General features: G+C 72.3%; 26 protein-coding genes. 11 read left to right on the top strand and 15 right to left on the bottom strand.

The window, feature by feature from the left end; all coding sequences use genetic code 11:
* Positions 1-78 precede the first annotated feature (78 nt).
* The 4 genes from ABZ707_RS27020 to infC form a co-directional block, all read right to left on the bottom strand.
* Positions 79-918 carry an RNA methyltransferase gene (locus ABZ707_RS27020; protein ID WP_360179791.1) on the bottom strand — a complete coding sequence of 280 codons (840 nt, stop codon included), beginning with the start codon at positions 916-918 and terminating at the stop codon, positions 79-81.
* Between the two features lie 186 nt (positions 919-1,104).
* Positions 1,105-1,491 (bottom strand): 50S ribosomal protein L20, encoded by a 387-nt coding sequence (rplT, locus tag ABZ707_RS27015; RefSeq protein WP_360179789.1) that lies wholly within the window; start codon positions 1,489-1,491, stop codon positions 1,105-1,107.
* A gap of 100 nt (positions 1,492-1,591) precedes the next feature.
* A complete protein-coding gene (rpmI, locus tag ABZ707_RS27010; protein ID WP_030754426.1) occupies positions 1,592-1,786 on the bottom strand; it encodes a 50S ribosomal protein L35 in 195 nt (64 codons plus the stop codon).
* Positions 1,787-1,910: 124 nt separating this feature from the next.
* A complete protein-coding gene (gene infC / locus ABZ707_RS27005; RefSeq protein ID WP_360179787.1) occupies positions 1,911-2,579 on the bottom strand; it encodes a translation initiation factor IF-3 in 669 nt (222 codons plus the stop codon).
* 352 nt (positions 2,580-2,931) lie between these two features.
* On the opposite strand from infC, the gene ABZ707_RS27000 reads away from it, so the two are divergent.
* Positions 2,932-3,294 (top strand): DUF1844 domain-containing protein, encoded by a 363-nt coding sequence (locus ABZ707_RS27000; protein WP_360179785.1) that lies wholly within the window; start codon positions 2,932-2,934, stop codon positions 3,292-3,294.
* Between the two features lie 24 nt (positions 3,295-3,318).
* On the opposite strand, the gene ABZ707_RS26995 is transcribed toward ABZ707_RS27000, so the two are convergent.
* The gene (locus ABZ707_RS26995) at positions 3,319-4,050 is read right to left on the bottom strand and encodes an SseB family protein (protein WP_360179783.1); all 732 of its coding nucleotides are present in this window, start codon (positions 4,048-4,050) and stop codon (positions 3,319-3,321) included.
* Positions 4,051-4,091: 41 nt separating this feature from the next.
* Here ABZ707_RS26995 and ABZ707_RS26990 point away from each other — a divergent pair, with 41 nt between their 5' ends.
* On the top strand, positions 4,092-4,739 hold the full coding sequence (locus ABZ707_RS26990; RefSeq protein WP_360179781.1) for a serine hydrolase: 648 nt from the start codon (positions 4,092-4,094) through the stop codon (positions 4,737-4,739).
* Here the strand turns inward: ABZ707_RS26990 and mycP are convergent.
* Complete coding sequence (mycP, locus tag ABZ707_RS26985; RefSeq protein WP_360179779.1) at positions 4,728-5,918, bottom strand: type VII secretion-associated serine protease mycosin; 1,191 nt, start codon at positions 5,916-5,918, stop codon at positions 4,728-4,730. The two genes, ABZ707_RS26990 and mycP, sit on opposite strands and share 12 nt — an antisense overlap.
* 64 nt (positions 5,919-5,982) lie before the next feature.
* Positions 5,983-6,792 (bottom strand): hypothetical protein, encoded by an 810-nt coding sequence (locus ABZ707_RS26980; RefSeq protein WP_360179854.1) that lies wholly within the window; start codon positions 6,790-6,792, stop codon positions 5,983-5,985.
* 704 nt (positions 6,793-7,496) lie between these two features.
* Between ABZ707_RS26980 and ABZ707_RS26975 the strand changes: the two genes are divergently transcribed.
* Complete coding sequence (locus tag ABZ707_RS26975) at positions 7,497-8,699, top strand: amino acid deaminase/aldolase (protein WP_360179777.1); 1,203 nt, start codon at positions 7,497-7,499, stop codon at positions 8,697-8,699.
* Positions 8,700-8,774: 75 nt separating this feature from the next.
* On the opposite strand, the gene ABZ707_RS26970 is transcribed toward ABZ707_RS26975, so the two are convergent.
* The 3 genes from ABZ707_RS26970 to ABZ707_RS26960 are packed head-to-tail and all read right to left on the bottom strand — an operon-like array spanning position 8,775 to position 12,324.
* The gene (locus ABZ707_RS26970) at positions 8,775-9,557 is read right to left on the bottom strand and encodes a 3-oxoacyl-ACP reductase (protein ID WP_360179775.1); all 783 of its coding nucleotides are present in this window, start codon (positions 9,555-9,557) and stop codon (positions 8,775-8,777) included.
* Positions 9,558-9,574: 17 nt separating this feature from the next.
* The gene (locus ABZ707_RS26965; RefSeq protein WP_360179773.1) at positions 9,575-10,951 is read right to left on the bottom strand and encodes an aldehyde dehydrogenase family protein; all 1,377 of its coding nucleotides are present in this window, start codon (positions 10,949-10,951) and stop codon (positions 9,575-9,577) included.
* An 8-nt stretch (positions 10,952-10,959) separates the two neighbouring features.
* Entirely contained in the window at positions 10,960-12,324 is a 1,365-nt protein-coding gene (locus tag ABZ707_RS26960) for a glutamine synthetase family protein (RefSeq protein ID WP_360179771.1), read from the bottom strand.
* A gap of 78 nt (positions 12,325-12,402) precedes the next feature.
* On the opposite strand from ABZ707_RS26960, the gene ABZ707_RS26955 reads away from it, so the two are divergent.
* From ABZ707_RS26955 to ABZ707_RS26945, 3 genes are all read left to right on the top strand, one after another.
* Complete coding sequence (locus tag ABZ707_RS26955) at positions 12,403-13,140, top strand: FCD domain-containing protein (RefSeq protein WP_360179769.1); 738 nt, start codon at positions 12,403-12,405, stop codon at positions 13,138-13,140.
* 166 nt (positions 13,141-13,306) lie between these two features.
* Complete coding sequence (gene eat, locus ABZ707_RS26950; protein ID WP_360179767.1) at positions 13,307-14,836, top strand: ethanolamine permease; 1,530 nt, start codon at positions 13,307-13,309, stop codon at positions 14,834-14,836.
* Positions 14,837-14,881: 45 nt separating this feature from the next.
* Positions 14,882-15,562, top strand: a complete 681-nt coding sequence (locus ABZ707_RS26945) for a gamma-glutamyl-gamma-aminobutyrate hydrolase family protein (protein ID WP_360179765.1) — start codon at positions 14,882-14,884, stop codon at positions 15,560-15,562.
* Between the two features lie 25 nt (positions 15,563-15,587).
* Here the strand turns inward: ABZ707_RS26945 and ABZ707_RS26940 are convergent, their stop codons facing one another.
* A complete protein-coding gene (locus ABZ707_RS26940) occupies positions 15,588-16,517 on the bottom strand; it encodes a LysR family transcriptional regulator (protein WP_360179763.1) in 930 nt (309 codons plus the stop codon).
* Between the two features lie 70 nt (positions 16,518-16,587).
* Between ABZ707_RS26940 and ABZ707_RS26935 the strand changes: the two genes are divergently transcribed.
* On the top strand, positions 16,588-17,751 hold the full coding sequence (locus ABZ707_RS26935; RefSeq protein WP_360179761.1) for a TDT family transporter: 1,164 nt from the start codon (positions 16,588-16,590) through the stop codon (positions 17,749-17,751).
* Here the strand turns inward: ABZ707_RS26935 and ABZ707_RS26930 are convergent.
* From ABZ707_RS26930 to ABZ707_RS26915, 4 genes are all read right to left on the bottom strand, one after another.
* Positions 17,690-18,442, bottom strand: coding sequence for a helical backbone metal receptor (locus ABZ707_RS26930; protein WP_360179759.1), 753 nt, complete (start codon positions 18,440-18,442; stop codon positions 17,690-17,692). The genes ABZ707_RS26935 and ABZ707_RS26930 overlap by 62 nt on opposite strands.
* 16 nt (positions 18,443-18,458) lie before the next feature.
* Complete coding sequence (locus tag ABZ707_RS26925; protein ID WP_360179757.1) at positions 18,459-19,007, bottom strand: XRE family transcriptional regulator; 549 nt, start codon at positions 19,005-19,007, stop codon at positions 18,459-18,461.
* Between the two features lie 213 nt (positions 19,008-19,220).
* Positions 19,221-21,842, bottom strand: coding sequence for an ABC transporter permease/substrate binding protein (locus tag ABZ707_RS26920; RefSeq protein WP_360179755.1), 2,622 nt, complete (start codon positions 21,840-21,842; stop codon positions 19,221-19,223).
* Positions 21,835-22,911 (bottom strand): betaine/proline/choline family ABC transporter ATP-binding protein, encoded by a 1,077-nt coding sequence (locus ABZ707_RS26915; RefSeq protein WP_360179753.1) that lies wholly within the window; start codon positions 22,909-22,911, stop codon positions 21,835-21,837. The genes ABZ707_RS26920 and ABZ707_RS26915 overlap by 8 nt, the downstream gene beginning before the upstream one ends.
* A 394-nt stretch (positions 22,912-23,305) precedes the next feature.
* Between ABZ707_RS26915 and ABZ707_RS26910 the strand changes: the two genes are divergently transcribed.
* The 4 genes from ABZ707_RS26910 (at position 23,306) to ABZ707_RS26895 (ending at position 26,787) form a co-directional block, all read left to right on the top strand.
* The gene (locus ABZ707_RS26910) at positions 23,306-24,211 is read left to right on the top strand and encodes a 5'-3' exonuclease (RefSeq protein ID WP_360179852.1); all 906 of its coding nucleotides are present in this window, start codon (positions 23,306-23,308) and stop codon (positions 24,209-24,211) included.
* Positions 24,212-24,265: 54 nt separating this feature from the next.
* Positions 24,266-25,111 (top strand): siderophore-interacting protein, encoded by an 846-nt coding sequence (locus ABZ707_RS26905; protein WP_360179751.1) that lies wholly within the window; start codon positions 24,266-24,268, stop codon positions 25,109-25,111.
* A gap of 127 nt (positions 25,112-25,238) precedes the next feature.
* A complete protein-coding gene (locus tag ABZ707_RS26900; protein ID WP_360179749.1) occupies positions 25,239-25,415 on the top strand; it encodes a hypothetical protein in 177 nt (58 codons plus the stop codon).
* Positions 25,416-25,425: 10 nt separating this feature from the next.
* Positions 25,426-26,787, top strand: a complete 1,362-nt coding sequence (locus ABZ707_RS26895) for a deoxyribodipyrimidine photo-lyase (protein WP_360179747.1) — start codon at positions 25,426-25,428, stop codon at positions 26,785-26,787.
* Positions 26,788-26,842 lie beyond the last annotated feature (55 nt).

Below are 26,842 nucleotides of genomic sequence, written 5' to 3'. Positions count from 1 at the left end.
TATCCCACCTCTTCCGCGTCGCTCAGTGGGCCCCCGAAGCCGCAACCCTACTAGCTGAACGTGACGGAGCGGACCCCCTCAGCGCGTATCACGCACTCGTTGGGCACGCGCCGAGGCGTACAGACATACGGCCGCGGCCGTCGCGAGGTTCAGACTCTCGGCCTTTCCGTGGATCGGCACACGCACCACCGCGTCCGCGAGGGCCCGGGTCTCGGCCGGCAGGCCCCATGCCTCGTTGCCGAAGATCCAGGCGGTGGGCCCGCCCATGGTGCCCGCGTCCAGCTCGTCGTCCAGGTCGTCCGAACCCGCGCCGTCGGCGGCGAGGATACGGATGCCGGCGTCCCGCAGCCCCTGGACGGCCTGTTCGACGGGGACGCCCACGGCGACCGGCAGATGGAAGAGCGAGCCGGCCGAGGCCCGGACCGACTTGGGGTTGTAGAGGTCGACGGAGGCGTCGGTGAGGACCACGGCGTCGGCGCCCGCGGCGTCCGCGCAGCGCAGCACCGTACCCGCGTTCCCGGGGTCGCGGACATGGGCCAGGACGGCGACGAGCCGGGGGCGGGCCCGCAGGATGTCCTCGAACGGCGAGTCGAGGAAGTGGCAGACGCCCAGCAGCCCCTGGGGGGTGACCGTCTGGGAGACCTCGGCGAGCACGGAGTCGGGCGCGAGATGCACCCGGGCCCCGGTGGCGCGGGCCGCGTCGATGATGTCGGCGTACCGCTCGGCGGCCTCGGCGGTGCTGAACAGCTCGGTGAGCGTGGGCCGGTCGCCGTCACCCCGGTGGGCCACGGCTTCGCGTACGGCCTGCGGACCCTCGGCGATGAACCGGCGCTCCTTGCCGCGGAAGGCCCGCTTCGCGAGCCGTCTGGCTGCCGTGACGCGCGGGGAGCGCGGGGAGATCAGCTCGGGGGTACCCATGGGCGGTGGCTCACTTTTCGTCTGTACGAGAAGGATCTGTACGGGAGTGCCGGTCACGAGGGGGCTCGGTACGGGAGGCACCCCGGAGGGCGGGGCGCGGCCCTCGCGTGAGAGGTCCGGGAACAGACCGGACCCGCAGGCGCGGTGCCTGCGGGTCCGGCGGGAAGGAAATGCGGCCTGACGGGATCAGGCGGCGGCCTTCGGGGCGTTGACATCGCTCGGGAGGGCCTTCTGGGCGACCTCGACGAGCGCGGCGAACGCGTGGGTGTCATTGACGGCCAGCTCGGCGAGGATCTTGCGGTCCACCTCGACGTTGGCGGCCTTCAGACCCTGGATGAAGCGGTTGTAGGTGATGCCGTTGGCGCGGGCAGCGGCGTTGATCCGCTGGATCCAGAGCTGACGGAAGTCGCCCTTGCGCTTCTTGCGGTCGTTGTAGTTGTAGACGAGGGAGTGGGTGACCTGCTCCTTCGCCTTGCGGTACAGGCGCGAACGCTGGCCGCGGTAACCGCTGGCCTGCTCCAGAATTGCCCGGCGCTTCTTGTGTGCGTTGACTGCCCGCTTGACGCGTGCCACGTTTAACTCCTTGTAGCGGGGCCGTGGTTGGACTCACACGGCCCGGAAACGAATGGGTCCCGGTCCTGTGCCGCGCCCCCGGTCACCCGGGGTCGCGACATCACTTGCCGAGAAGCTTCTTGATCTTCTTGGCGTCGCCCGGGGCCATCTCGGCGTTGCCGGTGAGGCGACGCGTCAGCTTGGACGACTTGTGCTCGAGCAGGTGGCGCTTGCCGGCCCGCTCGCGCAGCACCTTGCCGGAGCCGGTGATCTTGAAGCGCTTGCTGGCACCGCTGTGCGACTTGTTCTTCGGCATAGCGCCGTTCTCTCCTCGTCAGTGGCGCTCCCCACCGGTCGGTGGACCGGTGCGCGGGAGCGTCAGATCTCTGGTATGTGATTCCGGACCGGAGCCGGGGGCGCCTGGATGGCACCCTCTCGGCTCACGCTTCGGAAGGGGCCTCGGACGGGGCCTCAGCCGGAGCGTCCTCCTCCGAGGACTCCTCGGTCGCGTAGCCCTGACGCTCCGCCTTGCGAGCGGCCTGCGCCTCACGAGCCTCGGCCATGGCCTCGGTCTTCTTCTTGTGCGGGCCAAGAACCATGATCATGTTCCGGCCGTCCTGCTTCGGGTTGGACTCGATGAAGCCGAGGTCCTCGACGTCCGAAGCGAGACGCTGGAGCAGTCGGAAGCCCAGCTCTGGGCGGGACTGCTCACGACCACGGAACATGATCGTGATCTTGACCTTGTCACCCTGCTTGAGGAACCGGACGACATGACCCTTCTTGGTGTCATAGTCGTGCGGGTCGATCTTGGGCCGGAGCTTCATCTCCTTGATGACCGTGTGCGCCTGGTTCTTGCGCGCCTCACGGGCCTTCATGGCCGACTCGTACTTGAACTTCCCGTAGTCCATGAGCTTGCACACGGGCGGACGGGCGTTCGCCGCGACCTCGACCAGGTCCAGGTCGTACTCCTGCGCAAGCTCCAGGGCCTTGGCGAGCGGCACAATGCCCACCTGCTCGCCACTGGGACCGACAAGTCGCACTTCGGGAACGCGAATCCGGTCGTTGATGCGGGGCTCGGCGCTGATGGATCCTCCTCGGTAGCACCACACGACTGTCTGGCAGACAGCCGCGTAACGTCTGTTTACTCAGACCAACCGCGGCGGAACATGAAAAATGCCCCGGACGGGACACAGGCAGGAGCTCCAAGAAATACCGGAGCACCGCCGCGTCGACCGCGGGGCGCATCGGGCGGCTCCATCGTCCGTACGGAACGATGGGCACCACCTGACCGGTGACCCGCCGCCCCGGAGGGGCAGCCAGGTGGGAGATCGGAGCCTCCACTTGTGAGCAGGGCACGCGTGCGCCCTGCTGGTCCGTTACACAAGGTTAGCAGCTCCGGCGCACAGGGGCTAACGGACGGCAGGGACCGGTCCCCGGGCGGTGGGGCCTATCGTGTGGTCCATGAGTGACGCGACCTCCCCCCAAGAGTCTCCCGACTTCGACGCCATGACCCGCGACATCGCGGAAGTCCCCGCCGTCGAGGTGATCGTCACGGTCGCGGTGAATCTGATGAGCGCCGCCGCCGTGAAGCTCGGCCTGACCGAGGAGGGCGAGGAGCACAAGGACCTCGACGAGGCGCGCAAGCTGATCCAGGCACTGGCCGGTCTGCTGGACGCGAGCGTCACGGAGATCAGTTCGTTCCACGCGGCGCCGCTGCGGGACGGACTGAAGTCACTTCAGCTCGCGTTCCGCGAGGCGTCGGTCGTACCCGACGAGCCGGGCCAGGGCCCCGGCGAGAAGTACACGGGCGCCGTCTACGGCTGACCGGTCCGCCGCTTCTTCCCGACCTCAGTCACGCACGAAAAGGGGCTCGCCGGGCGGCGTGGCCTCGGCCGGCAGCAGTGCCAGGTCGAGCCCGCGCACCAGGCGGGCCCTCAGCACCTCGTCGGCCGCCAGCGCCCCGGCGACCCGGCGTACCGCCTCCGCCGGGAGCGCGCCGGGCGCCGGCACGAGCGCGAGGGTGCCCCCGGCACCGCCCCGGACCAGATGGGCCCGGACCACCGCGGGCTCGGCCGCGACGGCCGAGCGCAGGGCCGCGACCACGGCGGGGTCGTCGAGCGGGTCGGCGCTGGTACGGCCCTCGGCGAGGGCGAGCAGCGCGGGGCCGGTGAGCTGGTACGCCACGGGCCCGGCGAGATCCAGCACCACGGTGTCGGCCCGCTCGTGGGCCGCCGCCCGGAGCGCCTGGTGCAGCGGTACGGCGACAGGACGCGCGCCGGGATCCCAGCGGGCCAGCGCCGCGACCGAGGTGAAGGCGGGCAGCGCGCGGCGGTCGCCGGCCCGGAGCGTAGGGACGGCCATGTCGCTGGTCTTCTCCCGGCGCAGGCCGTTCTCGTCCTCCTCCGTCTCGCCGAGGACCGCGACGACGGGCACCAGCAGCCGGGCGCCGCGCAGCGCTGTCAGCACCTGTCCCTCGGCCGACCGGTCCTCGGCCCAGGCGGCGAGGGCCGCCGTCAGCGCCGGGTCGGCGGTGCCGTCGTCGTCGGAGAAGCCGGAGTCCGGGATGTTCTTGAGCGCCACGGGTCGAGCCTAGCCCCGCCCGCGGGACGTACGGTCGTGGGGTGGATCTCTCCTTCGCGGTGTACGACACGGCCGGCGGGCGTGAGGCGGTGTACGGCGAGGACCGTACGTATGTCACCGCCAGCGTGGTGAAGGTGGCCATACTGGCCGCCGTGCTGCTGCGGGCGCGGGACAGCGGCCGGTGGCTGACGGCCGAGGAGCTGCGGCTGGCCGAGGCCATGATCGAGCGCAGCGACAATGACGCGGCGACGGCGCTGCGGGCCGCGGCCGGCGGCCCGGCCGGACTGGACGCCGCGCACGCCCGGCTCGGTATGACGCGGACATCGGCCGCGCCCGCCTGGGGACTGACCCGGACCACCGCGCGCGATCAGCTCACCCTGCTGAAGGCGGTGTTCGGCACGGACTCGCCGCTGGACGGAAGAGCGCGCGGCTTACTGGCCGCCCTGATGGGACGGGTCGTGGCCGGACAGCACTGGGGCGTCTCGGCGGCGGGCGGCGACTGGGCGCTGAAGAACGGCTGGCTGCCACGATCCGGCAGCGGCCTGTGGGTCGTCCACTCGGTGGGCCGGGTGCGGGGCTGTCTCGTGGCGGTGCTGTCCGACGGCCACGGGAGCCGGGAGGAAGGGATCGCGCGGGTCGAGGAGGCCGCCGTCCGCGCGGTGCGGCGGGTCGTCCGGCTACCGGCGTGAGCCCCGGCGCGGTCCGCCGCCGCGCCACAGCATCGTCGCGGCGGCCAGCAGCAGGGCGCCGGCTCCGGCGGCGGCGGGGGCGAGCCAGCCGGCCGGCCGCGGTTCCTCGGCCGGGACGTCCGGGCCGGTGCCGAAGTATGTCGCGGCGTAGCCGGCGGCCTCGCCGCGCGGACGCGCGGGCGGCAGCTTCGCACCGGCCTCGATCGCGGCGGCCGGGTCGACGAAGCCGTAGCCCTTCGCGTCGTCCCTGCCGCCTCGCGGCGCGTCCCGCGCGGTGTCCGCGAGGAGTTTCTTGATCTGGGCGGGGGTGAGGCCGGGGTGGGCGGAGCGTACGAGGGCGACGGCTCCCGAGACGAAGGCGGCGGCGGCGCTGGTGCCCCACCCCTCGTAGTAGCTCCGGTCGGGGTCGGCGATGACGACGTCGACGCCCGGGGCGCTGACGGTGGCGTACCAGCGCCGGGTGGAGAAGGCGGCGTGGGTGCCGTAGCGGTCGACGGCGGTCACCGCGATCACACCGGGATAGGCCGCGGGGTACGAGATGTGGTCGCCCTTCTCGCCGCCGTTGCCGGCCGAGGCGACGACGACGGCGCCCTTGGCCAGCGCGTACTGGACGGCGGCGTCCTCGGCGGGTTCGGGGTGCGCGGACTCGCTGTCGTCGCCGAGGGAGAGGTTGATGACGTCGGCGCCGTGGTCGGCGGCCCAGCGGATGCCGTCGGCGAGGGCGCTGCCCCGGGAGGTGCGGGCCTTGTCGCGGGCCGGGTCGGTACCTTCGAGGATCACCCGGACGGGCAGGATCTTCGCCTCGGGCGCGACTCCGAGGACCCCCTCGGAGCGGTTGAGTCCATGGCCGTGGCCCGCGATGATGCCGGCCATGGCGGTGCCGTGCCGGGCCCAGGGCCGGTCTCCGTCGGTGGCGCCGAAGCCGACGAGGTCCTTGCCGGGAAGGACCTGTCCGGCCAGGTCGGGGTGGGTGTCGTCGACACCGGTGTCGAGGACCGCGACCGTGATGCCCTTGCCCTGGGTGGTGCGCCAGGCCTGCTGGGTGTGCATGGCGTCGAGGGCCCACTGCTGGACCCGGATCGCGTCCGCGTGCGCCGCCGGGCCGGACAGCAGCACGGAGGAAACGGCGGCGAACGCGGCGAACGCGGCGGCGAGCCTGTGACGGCGCCTCGATGTCATCGGGTCCTCGGCCTCGTCGGGATGCCGGTCGGCACCGGGAGCGTGGTCACCTGGGGCGCGGGATTCACCGGGGCGCCACCGTGGCGACGTCGACGGTCTTGCGGAGCCCTCGTTCGACCCGGTCCGCGATGCCCTTGGCCTCATGGCCGAGACCGGCCTGGGCGGGCGCGGTGGTGGCGCCCGCGACCATGGCCTTTCCGGCGGGCTGGGGTGCGGTGACGGCTCGTCCGTCGGCGAAGCCCGAGACGGCGTAGACGACCACGGGTGCGTCGGTGAGGACGTTCACCGTCCAGCTCGCGCGCTGCGCGTCGCCGAATCCGGCGGCGAGTGTGCCCTCGACCGGGAAGGTACGGGGCATCAGACCGGCGCGTTCGGCGAGCCGCTCCTGCCGGAAGCGGGTGCGCAGGGCGTACATCGCGGCCGGATCGCCCTGGGTGAAGACGAGCCCGACGGTGGTGACGCTGCTGGAGGTGGCGTCCGCGTAGGTGGCGCGCAGTACCCGCGCGCAGCCGGTCCGGCGCAGTACGTCGAGGAGCCGGGGGTCCAGGACGGTGGCGCAGCCGCTGTCGGGCGCGACGCCGATCCGGGTCCACTCGCGGTCCGCGCCTCCGGGGCCCGCCCCGTCCCCGCTGAGGGTGCGGGGAAAGATGCTGTCGACGGGAACGCTGTGCCAGAGCGCGCGCGCCGTCGCGTACTCGTCGCGGGCGGCGGGCTCGGCGGCCGAGTCCCCGGTCAGCCAGCTACCGGTGGCGGCGCCGCCGATCAGTCCGAGTCCGAGTACGACGCAGGCCGCGGCGGCGGCGACCCTGACGGGATGGCGGGCCGGCACGGGCCGCAGCCGTGTGGTGGTCTCCGCGGGCGTCTCGGGAGGCACGTCCGCCCAGGGACGGCGGTGGGCGGGGGGATGGTGCCCGGCGCGATGACCGGCGGCTCCGGCGGGCCGCTGCCAGGCGGGCGGGGCCGGGGCCTCGCCCGGCCGGGCCGCGGGTACCGGTGGCAGCCGGGGATCCGGCGGCACCGGCCTCAGCCGCGTGGTGGTCTCGGACGGTGGTGGATCCGCCGGGGACACCCGCCGCAGCCTGGTGGTGGTCTCGGCAGGCGGCGGATCGGAGGCGGGGCCCCGGTCACCGCCGGGGCGCCGGTCGTCCGGGCCCTGGTCACGGCCGGCCCCGGGCCGCCGGTCCTCGGGCCGGTGGTCACCGGGCGGCGGTCCGGACGGCCGCGGAGGTATGCGCGGAGGCCCGGCGGGAAGCAGCGCGTCGGTGATGCGTGAGCCCGGTGCGCCCGCCGGATCCGCCGCCCCGTCGGGCTCGCCCGTACCGGGCGGAGGCGGCGGCGCCGTGGGGCGGGGCGGTATCGGAGCGTTTCGTGCTTCGGTGTTCATCCGCCCCCCGTCCTGCCCTTACGGACTGGTCCACCCGTATGCCGGCCGCCGTGCGGGACAGGCCCCGTCCGTCGTCGCGTGGGCGTCACTCTACGGGCTGGAGCACACCCGGCGGGAACGGGAACACGGGCACGGGTGGATCTGCCCAAATCATCCCCCTACCCCTCGGTATTCGGCTCTGGCAGGCTCGGCCCATGAATCCGCGTGCCACTGACCGTGCCCGGTACGACCGGGCCACCGCCCATCTCGACGCCCCGCTCGCCCTTGTCGATCTGGACGCCTTCGACGCCAACGCCGACGATCTCGTCCGGCGGGCCGGAGGCAAGCCGGTCCGGGTCGCCAGCAAGTCGGTGCGCTGCCGGGCGCTGCTGGAGCGGGTCCTCGGCCGGGAGGGCTTCGCGGGGATCATGTCGTTCACCCTGGCGGAGTCGCTCTGGCTGGCACGGGCCGGTTTCGAGGACGTACTGCTCGCCTATCCGTCGGTGGACCGCGCCGCCTACGCGGAGCTGGCCGCCGATCCCAAGTCGGCCGCCGCCGTCACCGTGATGATCGACAGCACGGCCCATCTCGATCTCATCGACGCGGCGCGCGACGGCGGGCGCGAGGAGATCCGGGTCTGTCTGGAACTGGACACGGCCTTGCGGCTGTTCGGCGGCCGGGTACGGATCGGCGCGCTGCGCTCGCCGCTGCGCGAGCCGGCCCAGCTCGCCGAGCTGGCCAGGTCGGTCGCCCGGCGTCCGGGCTTCCGGCTGGTGGGACTGTTGGCGTACGAGGGCCATGTGGCCGGGGTGGGCGACGCCCCGGCGGGACAGCCGCTGCGCTCGCGGGCGGTCCGTCTGATGCAGTCGGTGGCCCGCAAGGAGCTGGCGGAGCGGCGCGCGGCGGTGGTGCGTGCGGTCCGGGCGGTGGCGCCCGAGCTGGAGTTCGTCAACGGCGGCGGCACGGGAAGTGTCCAGTACACGGCAGCCGAGGAGGCGGTGACCGAGATCGCGGCCGGTTCGGGGCTCTTCGTGCCGCGTCTGTTCGACAACTACACGTCGTTCTCGGGCCGTCCGGCCGCGCTGTTCGCCCAGCCCGTGGTGCGCAGGCCGGGTGTCGGTGTGGTGACGGTGCTGGGCGGTGGCTATCCGGCGTCCGGCGCGGCGGGCGCGGACCGGCTGCCCGTGCCGTACCTGCCCGAAGGGCTGCGCTACGACCGGCAGGAGGGCCCCGGCGAGGTGCAGACGCCGCTGCTGGGCTCCGCCGCCGACGATCTGCTGATCGGCGACAAGGTGTGGTTCCGGCACGCCAAGGCCGGTGAACTGTGCGAGCGCTTCGACACCTTGCTGCTGGTCGAGGGCGACCGCCTGGTGGCGCCGGCGCCCACCTACCGGGGCGAGGGCCGTACGTACCTCTGAGCCGTGGAGTTCAAGGCCCTCCACCGTGGTGGAGGCCCTTGAACGGTCCGTCAGCGGCGCCCGTGGACAGGGGCGTCAGACCGGCGTGACATAGGCCCCGGAGATACCGCCGTCGACCAGGAAGTCCGTGGCGTTCACAAAGGACGAGTCGTCGCTCGCGAGGAACGCGACGGCCGCCGCGATCTCGTCCGCCTCGGCGAACCGGCCCACCGGGATGTGCACCAGCCGGCGCGCGGCCCGCTCCGGGTCCTTCGCGAACAGCTCCCGCAGCAGCGGGGTGTTGACGGGCCCCGGGCACAGCGCGTTCACCCGGATCCCCTCGCGGGCGAACTGCACTCCCAGCTCCCGGGACATCGCCAGCACCCCGCCCTTGGACGCGGTGTAGGAGATCTGGCTGGTGGCCGCGCCCATCACGGCGACGAAGGACGCGGTGTTGATGATGGAACCCCGGCCCTGCTGCCGCATGTAAGGGATGGCCGCCTTGCAGCAGAGGTAGACCGAGGTGAGGTTGACCTCCTGGACGCGCCTCCAGGCGTCCAGCCCTGTGGTGAGGATCGAGTCGTCGTCGGGCGGCGAGATGCCCGCGTTGTTGAAGGCGATGTCGACGCTGCCGTAGGTCTCGTAGGCCGTTTTGAACAGCGCCTCGACCTCGTCGGCGTCGGTGACGTCGACCCGTACGAAGGTGCCCCCGGCCTGCTCGGCGGCGAGCTTGCCGGATGCCTCGTCGATGTCGCCGCACACGATGTGCGCGCCCTCGGAGGCCAGCCGGCGCGCCGTGGCGAGACCGATGCCGCTGCCGGCTCCGGTGATGACGGCGGTACGGCCGACGAGCCGGCGGCAGACGATGGGTTCGGTCATGGGTTCGGTCAAGGTGCTCAGGCCTCCGTGCTGATGAAGACGTTCTTGGTTTCGGTGAAGGCGGCGAGGGCGTCGGGGCCCAGCTCGCGGCCGAGTCCGGACTGCTTGTAACCGCCGAACGGTGTCCCGTAACGGACACTGCTGTGGGAGTTGACGGAGAGGTTGCCCGCGGCGACGGCGCGCGAGACCCGCAGGGCGCGGCCCACGTCCCGGGTCCAGATCGACCCGGCGAGGCCGTAGTCGGTGGCGTTGGCGAGCCGGACGGCGTCCGCCTCGTCCTCGAAGGGCAGGACGACGGCGACCGGCCCGAAGACCTCCTCGGTCGCCACCGGCGAGTCCGCGTCGGCGTCGGTGAGCACGGTCGGCGGAAACCAGAAGCCGGGGCCTTCCGGTGCGGAGCCGCGAATGCCCTTCACGCCGTCCGGGACATAGGACCGTACGCGGGCGAGCTGCACCGCCGAGATCAGCGGGCCCATCTGGGTGCGCTCGTCGGACGGGTCGCCGACGACGACCGACTCGATCGCGGGCGCGAGGAGTTCGAGGAACCGCTCGTGGATCTCGCGCTGGACGAGGATGCGGGTGCGGGCGCAGCAGTCCTGGCCGGAGTTGTCGAGGAAGGCCATCGGCGCGGCGGCGGCGGCCTGTTCGACGTCGGAGTCGGCGAAGACGATATTGGGGCTCTTGCCGCCGAGCTCCAGGGTCACGCGCTTCACCAGGGAGGCGCCGCGCGCCATGATCTGCCTGCCGACCCGGGTGGAACCGGTGAACACGATCTTCGCGACGCCCGGATGCTCGACCAGCGCGTTGCCCGCGACATCGCCCGCGCCGGGCAGGACCTGGAAGAGATGCTCGGGAAGTCCGGCTTCCAGGGCCAGTTCGGCCAGGCGCAGCGCGGTGAGCGGAGTGGTCTCCGCCGGTTTGAGGAGGACGGCGTTGCCGGCCGCGAGGGCCGGTGCCGTGCCCCAGGCGGCGATCGGCATGGGGAAGTTCCAGGGAGCGATCACTCCGACCACGCCGAGCGGTTCCAGCAGGGTGATGTCGAGGCCGCCGGCGACGGGGATCTGCCGGCCGCTCAGCCGCTCCACCCCGCCGGCGCAGTAGTCCAGGAGATCACGCACATTGCCCGCCTCCCAGCGGGCGTTGCCCAGGGTGTGGCCCGCCTCGCGGACCTCCAGCCGGGCCAGTTCCTCGTGGTGCGCGTCGACCACCGCGGCGAAGCGGCGCAGCAGCCGGGCGCGGTCGGCGGGGGCGGCGGCGGCCCAGCCGCGCTGGGCCCCGGCGGCCCGCCGGACCGCCGCGTCGACCTGCGCGGCGGTGGTGGCCGCGACGGTGGCGACCAGCTCGCCGGTGGCGGGGTTGAGGACCTGATGTCCGGCTGCGGGTGGCTCGTGCACGTCGTTCCTCACAGGCGTTCGAAGGAGCGGCGAAGCTCCCAGTCGGTCACCGCGGCGTCGAAGGCCTCGACTTCGACCCGCGCCATGTTGCGGTAGTGCGCGACCACGTCGTCGCCGAAGGCCGCGCGGGCGACGGGGCTCTGCTCCCAGAGCTCCGCGGCTTCGCGCAGGGTGGTGGGGACGTGGTCGTACTCGGCGGTGTAGGCGTTCCCCGCGCAGGGCTCGGGGAGTTCCAGGGCGTTCTCGATCCCGTACAGCCCGGCGGCGATCATGCCGGCGACGGCGAGGTGCGGATTGACGTCTCCGCCGGGCAGCCGGTTCTCGAAGCGCAGCGACCGGCCGTGGCCGACGACCCGCAGCGAGCAGGTGCGGTTGTCGTAGCCCCAGGCGACGGCGGTGGGCGCGAAGGAGCCGGGCTGGAAGCGCTTGTACGAGTTGACGGTGGGCGCGTACAGCAGGGAGAACTCCCGCAGGACGGCGAGCTGGCCGGCCAGGAAGTGACGCATCACGGGAGACATGCCGCCGGGCCCGTCTCCGGCCATGACGCCGGCGCCCCCCTCGTCGCGGAGCGAGAGATGCACATGGCAGGAATTGCCCTCGCGCTCGTTGTACTTGGCCATGAAGGTGAGCGAGACGCCCTCCTGCGAGGCGATCTCCTTGGCGCCGGTCTTGTAGATGGCGTGCTGGTCGCAGGTGACCAGGGCCTCGTCGTACCGGAAGACGATCTCGTGCTGGCCCGGGTTGCACTCGCCCTTGGCCGATTCGACGGTCAGTCCCGCGGCGGCCATCTCGTTGCGGATCCGGCGGAGCAGGGGTTCGATGCGGCCGGTGCCGAGGACGGAGTAGTCGATGTTGTACTGGTTCGCCGGGGTCAGTCCGCGGTAGCCGCTGTCCCATGCCTGCTCGAAGGTGTCCTTGAAGACGATGAATTCGAGTTCGGTACCGACGTGGGCGGTGAGGCCGTGTCCGGCGAGGCGTTCGAGCTGGCGGCGGAGGATCTGGCGGGGCGCGGCGACGACGGGCGAGCCGTCGCTCCAGGCGAGGTCGGCGATGAGCAGTGCCGTGCCCTCGTTCCAGGGCAGGCGGCGCAGGGTGGAGAGATCGGGACGCATCACGAAGTCGCCGTAGCCGCGGTCCCAGGAGGACATCTCGTATCCGTCGACGGTGTTCATGTCGGTGTCGACGGCGAGGAGGTAGTTGCAGCCTTCACTGCCGTGCTCCAGGACCTCGTCGAGGAAGAAGGGCGCGGCGAACCGCTTGCCCTGGAGCCGGCCCTGCATGTCGGGGAAGGCCAGAACGACCGTGTCGATCTCGCCGCCCTCCACGAGGATGCGCAGCCTGTCGAGGGCGAGCGGGGGTGTGCGGTCTGCCACGGGATTACTCCTCCTTCGGTCAGCCGGAAGCCATAAGGTATTCCTGGAGACCTTTGTTGGGAAGGGGGAAACGGTGACATGGCCAAGAAGAACCAGCCGATGGACCCGCTGACTCCGGTACTGCGTCCCGTGCGGGCGGGGAACGGTTTCGAGGAGGCGCTGGAGCAGATCCTCCAGGTGGTACGGCTGGGCCTGGTGGCGGCCGGGGAGCGGCTGCCCGCCGAGCGGGAGCTGGCGGACCGGCTGCGGATCAGCCGGGTGACGCTCCGCGAGGTGCTCAAGGTCCTCCAGGACCAGGGGCTGGTGGAGAGCCGGCGGGGCAGGTACGGCGGGACCTTCGTCCTGTCCAGGCCCGGCACTCCGGCCGGGGGCGCCGAGGAGGAGCTGCGGCGGCGGGTGGCCGGGGTGGACATCGAGGACGTGCTGCTCTTCCGCGAGGTGCTGGAGGTCGGCGCGGCGGGGCTGTGCGCGGCGCACGGTCTGGCCGGGGAGCGGGCGGAGCGGCTGCGGTCGGCGCTCGCCGCGACACGGGACGCGCCGCTGGCGGAGTACCGCAGGCAGGACACGCTGCTGCATCTCGCGCTCGCCGAGCTGTCCGGCTCCGCGACGCTGACCGCGCAGTACGCCGCCGTGCGGGCGACGGTGAACGATCTGCTGGACTGCATCCCGCTGCTCGTGAGGAATCTGGAGCACTCGCAGCGCCAGCACACCGCGCTGGTGGAGGCGGTCCTGGACGGGGACGCCGACGGGGCGCGGGAGATGATGCGCGAGCACTGCGGCGGTACGGCGGCGCTGCTGCGGGGATTTCTGGCCTGAGAGCCGGGCGGGGCCGGGCCCTGCGGGCCGGCGGAGCCGCGGCCGGCCGGCGGCGATCCGTAACAGCCTTTTGACACACGGGTCTTGCGCCTGGCGGTCGCGGCCGTAATGGTGTGGCGTCACACCATTACCGCGTCACACCATTGCCCAGAGGCAGGAGCTGCTCATGTCCGACGGCACCGACTCGCGCGTCCCGCCCTCCACCGCGCCCGATGGCACCGCGCCGGAAGACACCCCGCGCGATCACACCGCCGCCGACAGCGCCGCGTCCGACAGCGCCGCGCGGGACGCCGCCGCCTACCTCCAGCGGCGGGCGCTGCGCCGCGGCAGCGCCGGCTGGCTGCTGCTCACCGGGCTGGGGGTCGCCTATGTGGTCTCCGGGGACTTCTCCGGCTGGAACATCGGCCTTTCCGAAGGCGGCTTCGGCGGTCTCGCGATCGCCACCCTGCTGATGGGTGTCATGTACGCCTGTCTCGTCTACTCGCTCGCGGAACTCTCCGCCATCCTGCCCACCGCGGGCGGCGGTTACGGCTTCGCCCGGCGCGCGCTCGGCACCTGGGGCGGCTTTCTCACGGGTACGGCGATCCTCATCGAGTACATCCTGGCGCCGGCCGCGATCTCGATCTTCATCGGCGACTATGTCGAGTCCCTCGATCTCTTCGGCCTGACCGCCGGCTGGCCGGTGTATCTGGCCTGCTTCGTGATCTTCATCGGGATCCATCTGTGGGGTGTGGGCGAGGCGCTGCGCTTCAGCCTGGTGGTGACGGCCGTCGCGGTGGCGGCGCTGCTGATCTTCGCGGTCGGTGCCTTCACCGAGTTCGACGCGAGCGGCCTCAATGACATCCCGGTCGACAGGGACGCCTTCGGCGCGGGCTCCTGGCTGCCGTTCGGCGTGCTGGGCATCTGGGCGGCCTTCCCCTTCGGCATGTGGTTCTTCCTGGGCGTCGAGGGCGTACCGCTGGCCGCCGAGGAGGCCAAGGACCCCGTCCGTTCGATGCCGAGGGCGCTGTCGATCTCCCTGGGTGTGCTGGTGCTGCTCGCCCTGATCACCTTCTTCGCCGCGACGGGCGCGCGCGGCTCGGCCGCCGTCCAGGACGCGGGCAACCCGCTGGTGGTCGCGCTCCAGGGGGACGGCGACCCGACCGCGCTGAGCCGGTTTGTGAACTACGCCGGTCTGGCCGGTCTCGTGGCCTCCTTCTTCTCCCTGATCTACGCGGGCTCCCGGCAGCTCTTCGCGCTCTCCCGGGCGGGCTATCTGCCGCGTTTCCTCTCGCTGACCAGCCGCCGCAAGGCCCCCTACCTTGGTCTGCTGATCCCGGGCGCGATCGGCTTCGCGCTCGCGGCGGGCAGCGGCGACGGCGGACGCATGCTGAACATCGCCGTCTTCGGCGCCACCATCTCGTACGCCCTGATGGCGCTGTCCCATCTCGTGCTGCGCCGCCGCGAACCGGGACTGCCCCGGCCCTACCGCACGCCCGGCGGCATGCTCACCTCCGGTGTGGCCTTCGTCCTGGCCCTGTCGGCGCTGGTCGCGACCTTCCTGGTGGACAGGGACGCGGCGTTCATCGCCCTGGGGGTGTACGCGGTCGCCCTCGCCTACTTCACGTTCTACAGTCGGCACCGGCTGGTCGCGGCGGCTCCCGAGGAGGAGTTCGCGGCGCTGGCCGAGGCCGAGGCCGAACTCGAACGCGGCTGACCGGCACCCGCGCAAGCACAGCACAGCACGACGGAGGACCGACCTGTGAAGCCGCTCATCGGTGTCAGCACCTATCTGGAGGCGTCGGCGGCCTGGGGCACCTGGGACCTGCCGGCCGCGCTGCTGCCCGCCGGCTATCCCCGGCTCGTCCAGCGGTCCGGCGGGCTGGCCGCGCTGCTGCCGCCGGACCGTCCGGCCGCGGCGGCGGAGGTGGTGGCCCGGCTCGACGGTGTGGTGATCGCGGGCGGCCCCGATGTGGAGCCGGTGCGGTACGGCGCCGAACCGGACCCGCGCACCGGCCCGCCCGCCCGGGAACGGGACGCCTGGGAGCTCGCCCTGATCGATGCGGCGCTGGCCTCCGGCACCCCGCTGCTGGGGATCTGCCGGGGCATGCAACTGCTCAATGTGGCCCTCGGCGGCACGCTCCTCCAGCATCTCGACGGGCACACCTCGCGGGTCCCCGGCGCCTTCGGCCGGCATCCGGTCAAGCCGGTGCCCGGCACCCGCTACGGGGATCTGGTGCCGGAGGAGTGCGAGGTGCCCACGCACCACCACCAGACGGTCGACCGGCTCGGCACGGGACTCACCGTCTCGGCGTTCGCGGCGGACGGCACCGTGGAGGCCGTCGAACTGCCGGACCCCCAGTGGGCGCTGGGCGTCCAGTGGCATCCGGAGATGGCCGAGGACACCCGGGTGATGAGGGCGCTGGTCCTGGCCGCCTCCTGACCGTGCCGCCGGGCCCGGCCGCCGGTCAGATCTCCTGGTGCCGGGTCAGCGACAGCAGGTCACGGGCCGGACCCGCGGGCCGGGCACCGGCCGGCCAGACCGCGCGGAGATCACGGCGCAGCCGAATGCCCTCCACCGCCACCCGGACCAGCCGGCGCGACGCCAGCTCCTCGCCCACCGCGAGTTCACTGAGCACACCGGGCCCCGCGCCGCCGACCACGGCGGCCTTCAGCGCGGTGGTGGAGGCCAGTTCGAGCAGCGGCTCGGCGAGCCCGCCGTACGCGGCGAGCCCGGCGTCCAGCACCTGCCGGGTGCCGGACCCCGGTTCGCGCAGGATCAGCGAGGTCCCGGCCAGCTCCGCGGGATCGAGCGGCGCGCGGCGGCGCGCCCAGGGATGTCCGGGGCCCACCACCACGAGCAGCCGGTCATGGCCGATGACGGCGGAGTCGAGCCCCTCGGGCGTGGACAGGCCCTCCACGAAGCCGAGGTCCGCCTCATGGGCGAGGAGGCGCTCCGCGACGGTGACGGAGTTGCCCGCGTGCAGCGAGACCGCGGTGTCCGGCCGGGCCCTGCGCAGCGCGGTCAGCCAGCCCGGCAGCAGATACTCGGCGATCGTCATGCTGGCCGCGACGCGCAGCCGGGAGTCCCGGCGGCCACGCAGCGCCTGCGCTCCCGCGTCGAAGGCCTCGGCCGCCTCCACGACGCGCCGGGCCCAGTCCGTGACCAGCGTGCCCGCGTCGGTGAGCCGGGAGCCGTGCGGCGAGCGGTCCACCAGGGCCACTCCGAGCAGCCGTTCCATGGCCCGGACCCGGCTGCTGGCGGCAGGCTGGGAGATACCCAGCTCGCGGGCGGCCCGGCCCAGGCTGCCGAGCCTGGCGACCGCCAGCAGCAGCTCCAGCGCGCCGAGGTCGGGCACCCGGTGAGCGAGCGGGGCACCCGCGGAGGCATCGGTCATAAATTCAGGTTATGACCTCATAGGGACAACGGGGCTGGTGGGGGCCGTACCGGAGCGTGAGGGTGAGGGCATGGCCCTCCTCACGCACACCCCGGCGGTCTCGCCCGCACGCGGCCCGGACGTCCCGGCCGCCGCGCGGCTGCCCTCGCTCCGGCACCTCGGCCCCAACTGGTACGCCACGGTGATGGGGACGGCGATCGTCGCGAGCGCGGGCGCCGGGCTCCCGTTCGCCGTTCCGGGGCTGCGGGCCGTCTGCGTGGTGGTGTGGGCGCTGTCGGCGGCGCTGCTCGCCGTCCTGCTGACCGCCCGCGCCGGGCACTGGCTGTACCACCGCGACCAGGCGCGCGCCCATCTCCTGGACCCGGCGGTGGCACCGTTCTACGGATGTCTCGCGATGGCGCTGCTGGCCGTCGGCGGCGCCACCCTTGTCGTGGGCCGTGATGTGCTCGGCGTGCGGACCGCGGTCGCCGTGGACGCGGTGCTGTTCGGGACGGGCACCCTGCTCGGGCTGGTGATCGCCGTGGCGATCCCGTATCTGATGGTCGTACGCCACCGGCCGGAGCCGGCCGGCGCGTCGCCGGTGTGGCTGCTGCCGATCGTGAGCCCCATGGTCTCGGCGGCGGTCGGCTCGCTGCTGGTGCCGCATCTGCCGGCCGGCCAGGGCCGCGAGGCGCTGCTGCTCGGCTGCTACGCGCTGTTCGGGCTGAGCCTGCTCGCCACGCTGACGATGCTGCCGCTGATCTTCGGCCGGCTGGTGGCGCACGGCCCGCTGCCGCTCGCGCTGACCCCGGCGCTCTTCCTCGTCCTCGGCCCGCTGGGGCAGTCGACCACCGCGGTCGGTCAGCTCGCCGGTGTCGCGCCCACGGCGGTCGGCGGGGCGTACGCGCGCGCCCTGGGCGCCTTCGCCGTGGTGTACGGCGTGCCGGTGATGGGTTTCGCGCTGCTGTGGCTGGCGCTGTCGGCGGCGCTGGTGGTGCGCGCGCTGCGGGGCGGGATGCGGTTCACGATGACCTGGTGGGCCTTCACCTTCCCGGTCGGTACCTGTGTGACGGGCGCGGAGGTGCTGGCGCGGCACACCGGCCTGGTGGCGCTGGAGTGGCTGGCGGCGGGCCTGTTCACGCTGCTGCTGTCGGGCTGGTCGGTGGCGGCCTGGGGCACGCTGCGCGGGCTGTTCAGCGGAGCGCTGCTCGCAGCGCCGCGGGTGCCTCGGCCAGCGACGGCCCGTACCAGGTGAGGAGGCGCCCGTCGACGAGTGCGGCGGGCAGCCCGGGGAACGCCTCGGGGCCGTCGTCGGCGGTGAAGCGGTACGGCTCGTCCGGCAGGACGACCAGATCGGCGCCCGCGCTCCGCAGCTCGCCGAGCGGGACGCGCGGATAGCGCTCGGGATGGTTCGCGTACACATTGGCCACGCCCAGCCGGGCGAGCAGGTCTCCGGCGAAGGTGTCGCGTCCGAGCACCATCCAGGGCCTGCGCCACACCGGTACGACGGCCCGCCGGGGGCCGTCCGGAGGCGGCAGGGACGCCCAGGCGGCCCTGGCCTCGTCCAGCCAGCGCGGCCGGGCCAGCCCGCAGCCCGTCACCAGCACCCGCTCCAGCTCGGCGAAGCCCTGGTGCAGGGTCCTGACCTCGGTGACCAGCACATCGAGTCCGGCCGCCCGGAGCGCGGCGATGTCCGGGGCGCGGTTCTCCTCCTCGTTGGCGAGGACCAGCCCGGGACGGAGCGCGACAATCGCCGCCACGTCCGGATTCTTCGTTCCGCCGATCCGTACGACATCGAGATCTGCCGGACGGCTGCACCAGTCGGTGGCCCCCACGAGCAGGCCGGGCGCGCTGACGGCGACGGCCTCGGTGAGCGAGGGGACGAGCGAGACAACACGCGGGCGCCGCGCCGCCGGACGCGGCGCGGCCCCCGAGGAGAGCGGCACGGCCCCGCCGCCGCTCTCAGCGCCGGGGGTCGACGGTCGCGTCGATGTGTTCGGCGACGGAGACGACCAGGATGCGGGTGCCGGGCTCGGTGGCGCGCCAGCGATGCCGTACGCCGCCCGACAGATACAGGGTGTCGCCGCGCTCCAGCCGGTACGCCCGTCCCTCCGCCTCGACCTCGACGGCGCCGTCGGCGATGTACATCACCTCGTCGTTGCGGTGCTGGTACTCCTGGCCGGTGTCCTGCTCGCCGGTGAATTCCTTCGCGTTGAGCTGGTGTCCGCCACGCGCCACCCGGCGGACACCGGGACCGCCGTCGCCGGCCCTCACGACATCGACGGTGCGCGCCGAGTCGGCGGCCGCGTGCAGTTTGGCCGGGGTGGTCTCCAGGGCCTCGGCCACCCGCTCCAGTGAGCGGGTGCTGGGTCTGGCGCGTTCGTTCTCGATCTGGCTCAGAAAGGGCACGGACAGTCCGCTGCGGGCGGCGACCGCCGCCAGGGTCAGGCCCAGTGACCTGCGCCGCCTGCGGACGGCCGCGCCCACCCTGAGCGCTTCCTTGTCGTCCATGTCTGGGCTCCCTCCCGGCCGGATCGTCATCTTCTCAGAGTTGACGCCGGTACAAGAGCTGTCCTGCCTCACCCGCTGCCGAACCCTCAATAGTACGAACAGAAGGACGAGAAGGGCAGTGCCGCCCTCGGTTCCATGATGCGCGCCGAAGTGGAATCGCGAAGGGCGGGCGCCGCGGTCCACGCGACGCCCACCTTCCTGGAGAGCGCTCCGCTACAGCGGAGCCATCCTGTCCGCGATGCCGGGGTTGTCTTCCATCCAGGCGTTCACGGCCTCCTCCTCGTGTCCCGTACCGCGTTTCTGGATCTCGTTCTCCAGACCGGCGAGCTGCCGCTCACTCAGTTCGAAGTTCTTGAACCACCGGGTGAGCCGCGGGTAGTTCCGCGGGAAGTCCTTGGCGGCGACGGTGGTGATCCGGTCACCCGTGCCGAACGCCTTCCTCGGGTCCTTGAGTTTGGTCAGGCCGTATTCGCTGTAGGCCCAGTGCGGGGTCCACAGCATCACCGCGACCGGCTCCTTCTTCGCGTACGCCCGCTTGAGCTCCGCGAGCATGCCGGGCGTGGAACTGTCGACGACCGTGTACTCCTTGTCGAGTCCGTAACCCGGCAGGACCTTGTCCTTGAGGATGTTCATGGTCTCGGTGCCGGGCTCGATGCCGACGATCCGGCCTTTGAACTCGTCCCCCCGGCCCTTGAGGTCACCGAGCGAGGCGACGCCCTTCACATATGAGGGGACGGCGATCTCCAGCGAGGTCGGGCCGTACCAGGACCCGAGGTCGGTGAGGCTGTCGTGGTACGCGTCCCAGTACCGCTTCTGCGTGTGCGGCAGCCAGCCGTCGAACTGGACGTCGATCTGCCCCCGGGACATCGCCGCGTACATCGGCCCGACCTCGAACTGCTTGAGGTTCATCGTGTAGCCGCGCTCCTCCAGGACAGCCTTCCACAGATAGGTGGCGGCGATGTCCTCCTCCCACGGGAACCAGGCGACCTCCAGCGGCCGCTTCCGCTCGTCCGTGCCGCCCGCCGTCCCGGCCGCCCCGCCGACCGGGGTCCACCGGTCGGCGACCCCCGGGTTGTCCTCCAGCCAGGCACGGACGGCCTCCCGCTCCTTGCCCTTGCCCGTCGACTGGATCCTCGCCTCCAGGCTGGTGAGCTGCTTCTCGCTCATCCTGAAGTTCTTCAGCCAGGACGCGACGCGCGGGTTCTCGGCGGAGAATCCCTTACGGGTCAGCGTGTGGATGCCGTCGCCCTTGCCCCAGAGGCCCTTCGGGTCCTTCAGCTTGGTCAGGCCATAGGTGTCGTACGCCCAGTGCGGCGACCAGAGCACCACGACGACGGGCTCCTTCTTGTCGTACGACCGCTTCAGCTCGGCGAGCATGCCGGGCGTGGAGCCGTCGACGACCTTGTACTCCTTGTCCAGCCCGTAACCCGGCAGGACCTTGTCCTTGAGGATGCCCGTCTCGCCGGCGCTGGGCTCGATGCCGATGATCCGGCCCTTGAAAAGGGAGCCCTTGCCCTTGAGGTCGTCCAGGGAGTCGACGCCCTTCACGTAGGAGGGCACGGAGAGCTCCAGGGACGTCTGGTCGTACCAGGAGCCCATGTCCTCCAGCCGGTCCTTGTACCTCGCCCAGTAGGTGGCGTGGGTGACCGGCAGCCAGGAGTCGGTCTGGATGTCGATCTGGCCGCCCGCCTGGCCGGTGTAGAGCGAGCCTGCCTCGTACTGCCTGGCGTCGACCTCGTAACCGCGCCGTTCCAGCAGTTCCTTCCAGAGGAAGGTGGAGGCGATGCCCTCGTCCCACGGGATGTACCCCATGCTGATCTTCTTGCCCTGGCCGACATCGCCGGCCTCCGGGGTGGTGCCCGCCGGAGAGCCGCCGAACACGCCCATGCCGCCCGCGGCGAGCGCGAGGACGACCACACCGACGATCGCGACGACGGGCGCCGGGCGGTGGTTCCAGATCTTCGGTCCGCCGGTCAGCTCCCGCGCCTTGGCCAGCGCGCGGCGGCCGATCGGGGACACCTGGAGGCTGAGCGAGCCGGTGATCCGGTCCAGGTACATCGCCAGGATGACGACGGAGACACCCGCCTCGAAGCCGAGGCCGATGTCGACATTGCCGATGGCGCGGTAGACGGCGCCGCCGAGCCCGCCGCCGCCGACCATGCCGGCGATGACCACCATCGACAGGCCCAGCATGATCACCTGGTTGATGCCGGCCATGATCGTCTGAAGTGCCAGCGGCAACTGGACCCGCAGCAGGGTGTTGCGCGGACTGGTGCCGAACGCCTCGGCGGCCTCGACCAGCTCACCGTCGACCTGGCGGATGCCCAGCTCGGTCATGCGGACACCGGGCGGCAGCGAGAAGATGATCGTCGCGATGATCCCGGGGACCACACCGACGCCGAAGAAGAAGACGCCGGGGATCAGATAGACCATCGCGGGCATGGTCTGCATGAAATCGAGTACGGGCCGGGTAAGGGAACTGACCGTCCTGGAGCGCGCGGCCCAGATCCCGAGGGGCACCGCGACCAGCAGCGTCACCATCGTCGCGACCAGCACCAGCGAGAGCGTCGCCATCGAGTCCTCCCACAGCTCGATGGCGTCGATCAGCGCGAACCCGGCGAAGGTGAGGACGCCCGCGAGCAGGCTGCGCAGCCACCAGGCCAGTACGGCGAGGATGCCCGCGAGCAGGAGCGGTTCCGGCGCGGAGAGCACCGCGTCGATGCCGTCGTACATGCCGGAGACGATCGAGCCGATCGCGTCGAACAGCCAGGAGAGATGGCGCTGGAGGAAGTCGACCGCGCTGTCGACCCAGTCGCCGAGGGGCAGCCTAGGCACTGGCCACCGCCTTGTCGGCGGAGACGGCGCTCTGCCCGGCCACGTCCGTCCGGGCGGACGGCTTCATCGGCTCCCCGAGGACGGCGAGCAGCCGGGCACGCGGGACGACTCCGACCAGCTCGCCGTCGTCGCCGGTGACGGCGACCGGCACCCCGCTGGTGGAGGAGGGTGTGAAGAGTTCGATGACCGGGGTGGACTCGGCGACGCTGGCGGGCGCCGCGGCGAGCACGTCGGCGGCGGTACGGAGCTCCGCGCCGCTGTCCGTCCTGCCGCCGAAGGCGGTCTCCGGTTCGGCCATGATCGCGCCGGCGGTGAGCACCCGGGAGCGGTCGACGTCCTGCGTGAAGGACGCCACGTAGTCGTTTGCCGGAGTGACGAGAATGTCCTCGGCGGTGCCGATCTGGACGATCTCCCCGTCGCGCATCACGGCGATCCGGTCACCGAGGCGCATGGCCTCGTTGAGGTCGTGGGTGATGAACACGATGGTCTTCTTCAGCCGCTTCTGGAGCTGGAGTAGCTGATCCTGCATATCGCGCCGGATCAGCGGGTCGAGCGCGCTGAAGGACTCGTCCATCAGGAGCAGGCCGGCGTCGGTGGCGAGCGCGCGGGCCAGGCCGACACGCTGCTGCATACCGCCGGAGAGCTCGTCGGGCCAGGACTCCTCCCAGCCGCCCAGGCCCGTGAGCTCCAGCGCCTCGGCGGCGCGCTTCTCCCGTTCGGCGCGGGGCACACCCTGCACTTCGAGGCCGTACGCGGCGTTCTCCAGGACGCTGCGGTGCGGGAACAGCGCGAAGTGCTGGAACACCATGCTGACCTTGGTGGAGCGGACCTCGCGCAGCTCGCGCGGGCTCAGGGCGGTGAGGTCCTGGCCGTCGAAGAGGACCCGGCCCGAGGTCGGTTCCAGCAGGCCGTTGAGCATGCGCAGCAGGGTGGACTTGCCGGATCCGGACAGCCCCATCACGACGAATATCTGGCCGGGCCCGACCGAGAACGAGGCGTCGATCACCGCCGCGGTCGTACCGTCGGCGCGAAGCTGGTCACGGTTCTCACCGTTTTCGAGCTTCGTCATGGCTTCGTCTGGTCGTCTGCCGAAGACCTTGTACAGGTGTTCGGCTTGCAGCCTGGACACATACACCTCACGGGTTGAACGGAAACCGGCCCGCCACCCCCGCGGGCGGGCCGGGGAGCGAGGCGGGTTCGGCCCGCTTTGCCCTGGCCCGCAATATTTGAGACTGCAAACCCGGTCCGCTCCGGCCGCGCCCCTGCCCGCACTTACGCATACCAAACAGGTAAGTGATCCAGCTCACGCCGCAGGGAAAGCCGCCGCTGCTGCTACTGCTGCTGCTGCTGCTGCTGCTGCGAAAAGCCGCCACGCGGTCCCCCGGTGACCGCCCCGGGCCGCGCGGGAGCCCGGGGCGCTGTCAGTGGCATGGGGCATCATCGGGCAGGTGACGCGACGCCTGATGCTCCTCGACACCGCCTCCCTCTATTTCCGGGCCTATTTCGGGGTCCCCGACTCCGTACGGGCCCCGGACGGCACGCCGGTCAACGCGGTGCGCGGCCTGCTCGACTTCATCGGGCGCCTGGTCCTGGACCACCGCCCCGACGAGCTGGTGGCCTGCATGGACGCCGACTGGCGGCCCCAGTGGCGGGTGGATCTGATCCCGTCCTACAAGGCCCACCGGGTGGCGGAGGCGCACGCGGAGGGCCCGGACGAGGAGGAGACGCCGGACACGCTCGCACCGCAGGTCCCGGTGATCGAGGAGGTCCTCGACGCGCTGGGCATCGCCCGCGTCGGCGTCGCGGGATACGAGGCCGACGATGTGATCGGCACGCTGGCCGGCCGGGCAGCGGGGCCGGTGGACATCGTCACCGGGGACCGCGATCTGTATCAGCTCGTCGACGACGCCCGGGGCGTGCGGGTGCTCTATCCCCTGAAGGGCGTGGGGACGCTCCAGCTCACGGACGAGGCGGCGCTGCGGGAGAAGTACGGCGTCGACGGCCGCGGGTATGTCGATCTGGCGCTGCTGCGCGGTGACCCGAGCGACGGGCTGCCCGGCGTGCCCGGCATCGGCGAGAAGACCGCGGCCAAGCTGCTGGACACCTTCGGTGATCTGGCCGGGATCATGGCGGCCGTCGACGATCCGCGCTCGAAGCTCACTCCTTCGCAGCGCAAACGGCTCGACGAGGCCCGTGCCTATGTGGCGGTCGCGCCCACGGTCGTCCGGGTCGCCGGCGACGTGCCGCTGCCGGACTTCGACCCGGCGCTGCCCTCCGCGCCCCGCGATCCGGCCGCGCTCGACGCGCTGGCCGCGCGCTGGGGACTCGGCGGAGCGGTGCGACGGCTCCTGGCGACGCTCCAGCGGTGAAGTGCTAGCTTAGGTAAGCCTAAGTATCGGGCGCGAGAGTCAGGGGAGACCGCCGTGGCAGAACAGCCGGCCCGCAGGACACCGAAGGCCCGCGAAGCGCAGGTCGTCACCACCGAGTGGATCACTCCGCACATGGTGCGCCTCGTCCTGGGCGGGGCAGGACTGACCGGTTTCGAGGCCGGTGAGTTCACCGATCACTACATCAAGCTGCTGTTCGCGGCCGAGGGCGTGACCTATCCCGAGCCCTTCGACATGGAGCGGATCCGCGCGGAGTTCCCGCGCGACCAGTGGCCCACCACCCGTACGTACACCGTGCGCGGCTGGAACCCGGCCGCCCTGGAGCTGACCGTCGATTTCGTGGTGCACGGCGACGAGGGTCTGGCGGGCCCGTGGGCGGCGCGCGCGCAGCCCGGCGACACCGTACGGTTCCTCGGCCCCGGCGGTCTGTACGCACCCGACCCGGCGGCGGACTGGCATCTGCTGGCCGGTGACGAGAGCGCCCTGCCCGCGGTCGCCGCGTCGCTGGAGCGGGCCCCGGCCGGCGCGGTCGTCCACGCCTTCGTCGAGATCTCCGGCCCCGAGGAGGAGCAGAAGATCGCGGCCCCGGACGGGATCGAGATCACCTGGCTGCACCGCGGGGACCGCCCGGTGGGCGAGGCGCTGCTGGAGGCCGTGCGCGGGCTGGACTTCCCGGCCGGCGAGGTCAGCGCCTTTGTGCACGGCGAGGCCGGAGTCGTGAAGGAGCTGCGCCGCCATCTGCGGCTGGAGCGGAACATCCCGCGTGAGCGGCTGTCGATCTCCGGATACTGGCGGCTCGGTCAGAGCGACGAGGCGTGGCGGGCCGTCAAGCGCGAGTGGAACGAGCAGGTGGAGCGCGAGCAGGAAGTCACCACCGGCTGAGGGCGGCGGCCGCGTTCGGCCACCGCTCCTGGATCCCGGCGAGGGCCGTGTGCCCGCGCCGGGATTCCGTACTGCCGAAACCGCGCAGCGGCACGGTCCAGCATCTCTGATACGACGAGGGCGGACGGTGCGCGCCGCCGACCCGCTGGACGGCCTGCCGGACTCCACGGCCGGCTCGGATGCCGTACTGATGGCCGGCTCCGTTGGCGCGGCCTCGGGCATGGGCATCACCCTGGAACCGGCGGGCGGCTCCTCGCGGCCCGCCTCCGACCCGCTGGCCCTGATGAGGTTCCCGACCGCGTAAGGACACGCACATGAGCGTTGCCGTGGCGCTCTACACCTCCGATCTGCGCGTGCACGACCAGCCGGTGCTGCGCGCGGCCCTGCGCGGCGCGGACGAGGTCGTCCCGCTGTTCGTCCTCGACCGGGGGATCTCGGCCGCGGGTTTCGACGCGCCCAACCGCCGGGCCTTTCTGGCCGGGTGTCTCACCTCGCTGGACGCCGGGCTGCGCGAGCGCGGCGGCCGGCTCGTCATCCGTACGGGCGCGGCCGTCGAGCAGGTCTGCCGGGTGGTGAGGGAGTGCGGCGCCCAGCAGGTCCATGTCGCGGCGGGGGTGAGCCGGTACGCGGTGCGCAGAGAGGAGGAGCTGCGCGCCGAGCTGGCCCGCGCCGGGTGCGCGCTGGTGGCGCACGACGCGGTGATCACCGCTGTGCCGCCGGGCGGCGTCACCCCTGTGGGCGGTGACCACTTCGCGGTCTTCACCCCCTACTTCCGCCGCTGGGAGGCGGCCGGGACCCGCGAGGTGATGGCCCCGCCCCGGACGGTACGGGTCCCGGCCGTCGACGGCGATCCGCCGCCCTCGGCGACGGCGGTCGAGGGGGTCTCCCCCGGCCTCGCCGAGGGCGGCGAGCACCTGGCGCGCGAGCGGCTGGCGTCATGGCTCGCCGGCGGGATCGACGCGTACGAGGACCGCCACGACGACCTGGCGGGCGACGCCACCTCCCGGCTCTCCCCGTACATCCACTTCGGCTGCCTCTCCCCGGTGGAGCTGGTCCGGCGGGCCCGGCAGCGGGGCGGGGCGGGCGCGGAGGCGTTCACGCGCCAGCTCGCCTGGCGGGACTTCCACCACCAGGTGCTGGCGGCCCGCCCGGCAGCCGCGTGGTCCGACTACCGCGCGCGCGGCGACCGGTGGCGCACGGACGACAAGGAGATCGCCGCCTGGCGGGAGGGGCGTACCGGCTATCCGGTGGTCGACGCCGCGATGCGGCAGTTGCTGTACGAGGGGTGGATGCACAACCGGGGGCGGCTGCTGACGGCGAGCTTCCTCACCAAGACCCTGTACGTGGACTGGCGCGTCGGCGCGCGCCACTTCCTGGATCTCCTCGTCGACGGCGACCTCGTCAACAACCAGCTCAACTGGCAGTGGACGGCGGGCACCGGCACCGACACCCGTCCCAACCGGATCCTCAATCCGCTCACCCAGGCCAAGCGGTTCGACCCGCGCGGCGACTACGTCCGGCGCTGGGTCCCCGAGCTGGCCCACCTGGAGGGCGCGGCCGTCCATCAGCCCTGGAAGCTGGCGGCCCCGGACCGGGCACGGCTCGGCTATCCGGATCCGATCGTGGATCTCGCCGAGGGCCGGGCCCGCTTCTCCCGGGCCCGGGGACTCGGCTGAGACGGCCGTCTCCCAGGACGGCCCGCACTTATACGGCGGGCTCGGCACCGTCCCG

Origin of the sequence: Streptomyces sp. NPDC006923 (assembly GCF_040635655.1) — a bacterium.
GTDB lineage: Bacteria > Actinomycetota > Actinomycetes > Streptomycetales > Streptomycetaceae > Streptomyces.
The sequence above is the reverse complement of the archived record's forward strand: the minus strand, read 5'-3'. Positions and strand labels throughout refer to the sequence as shown.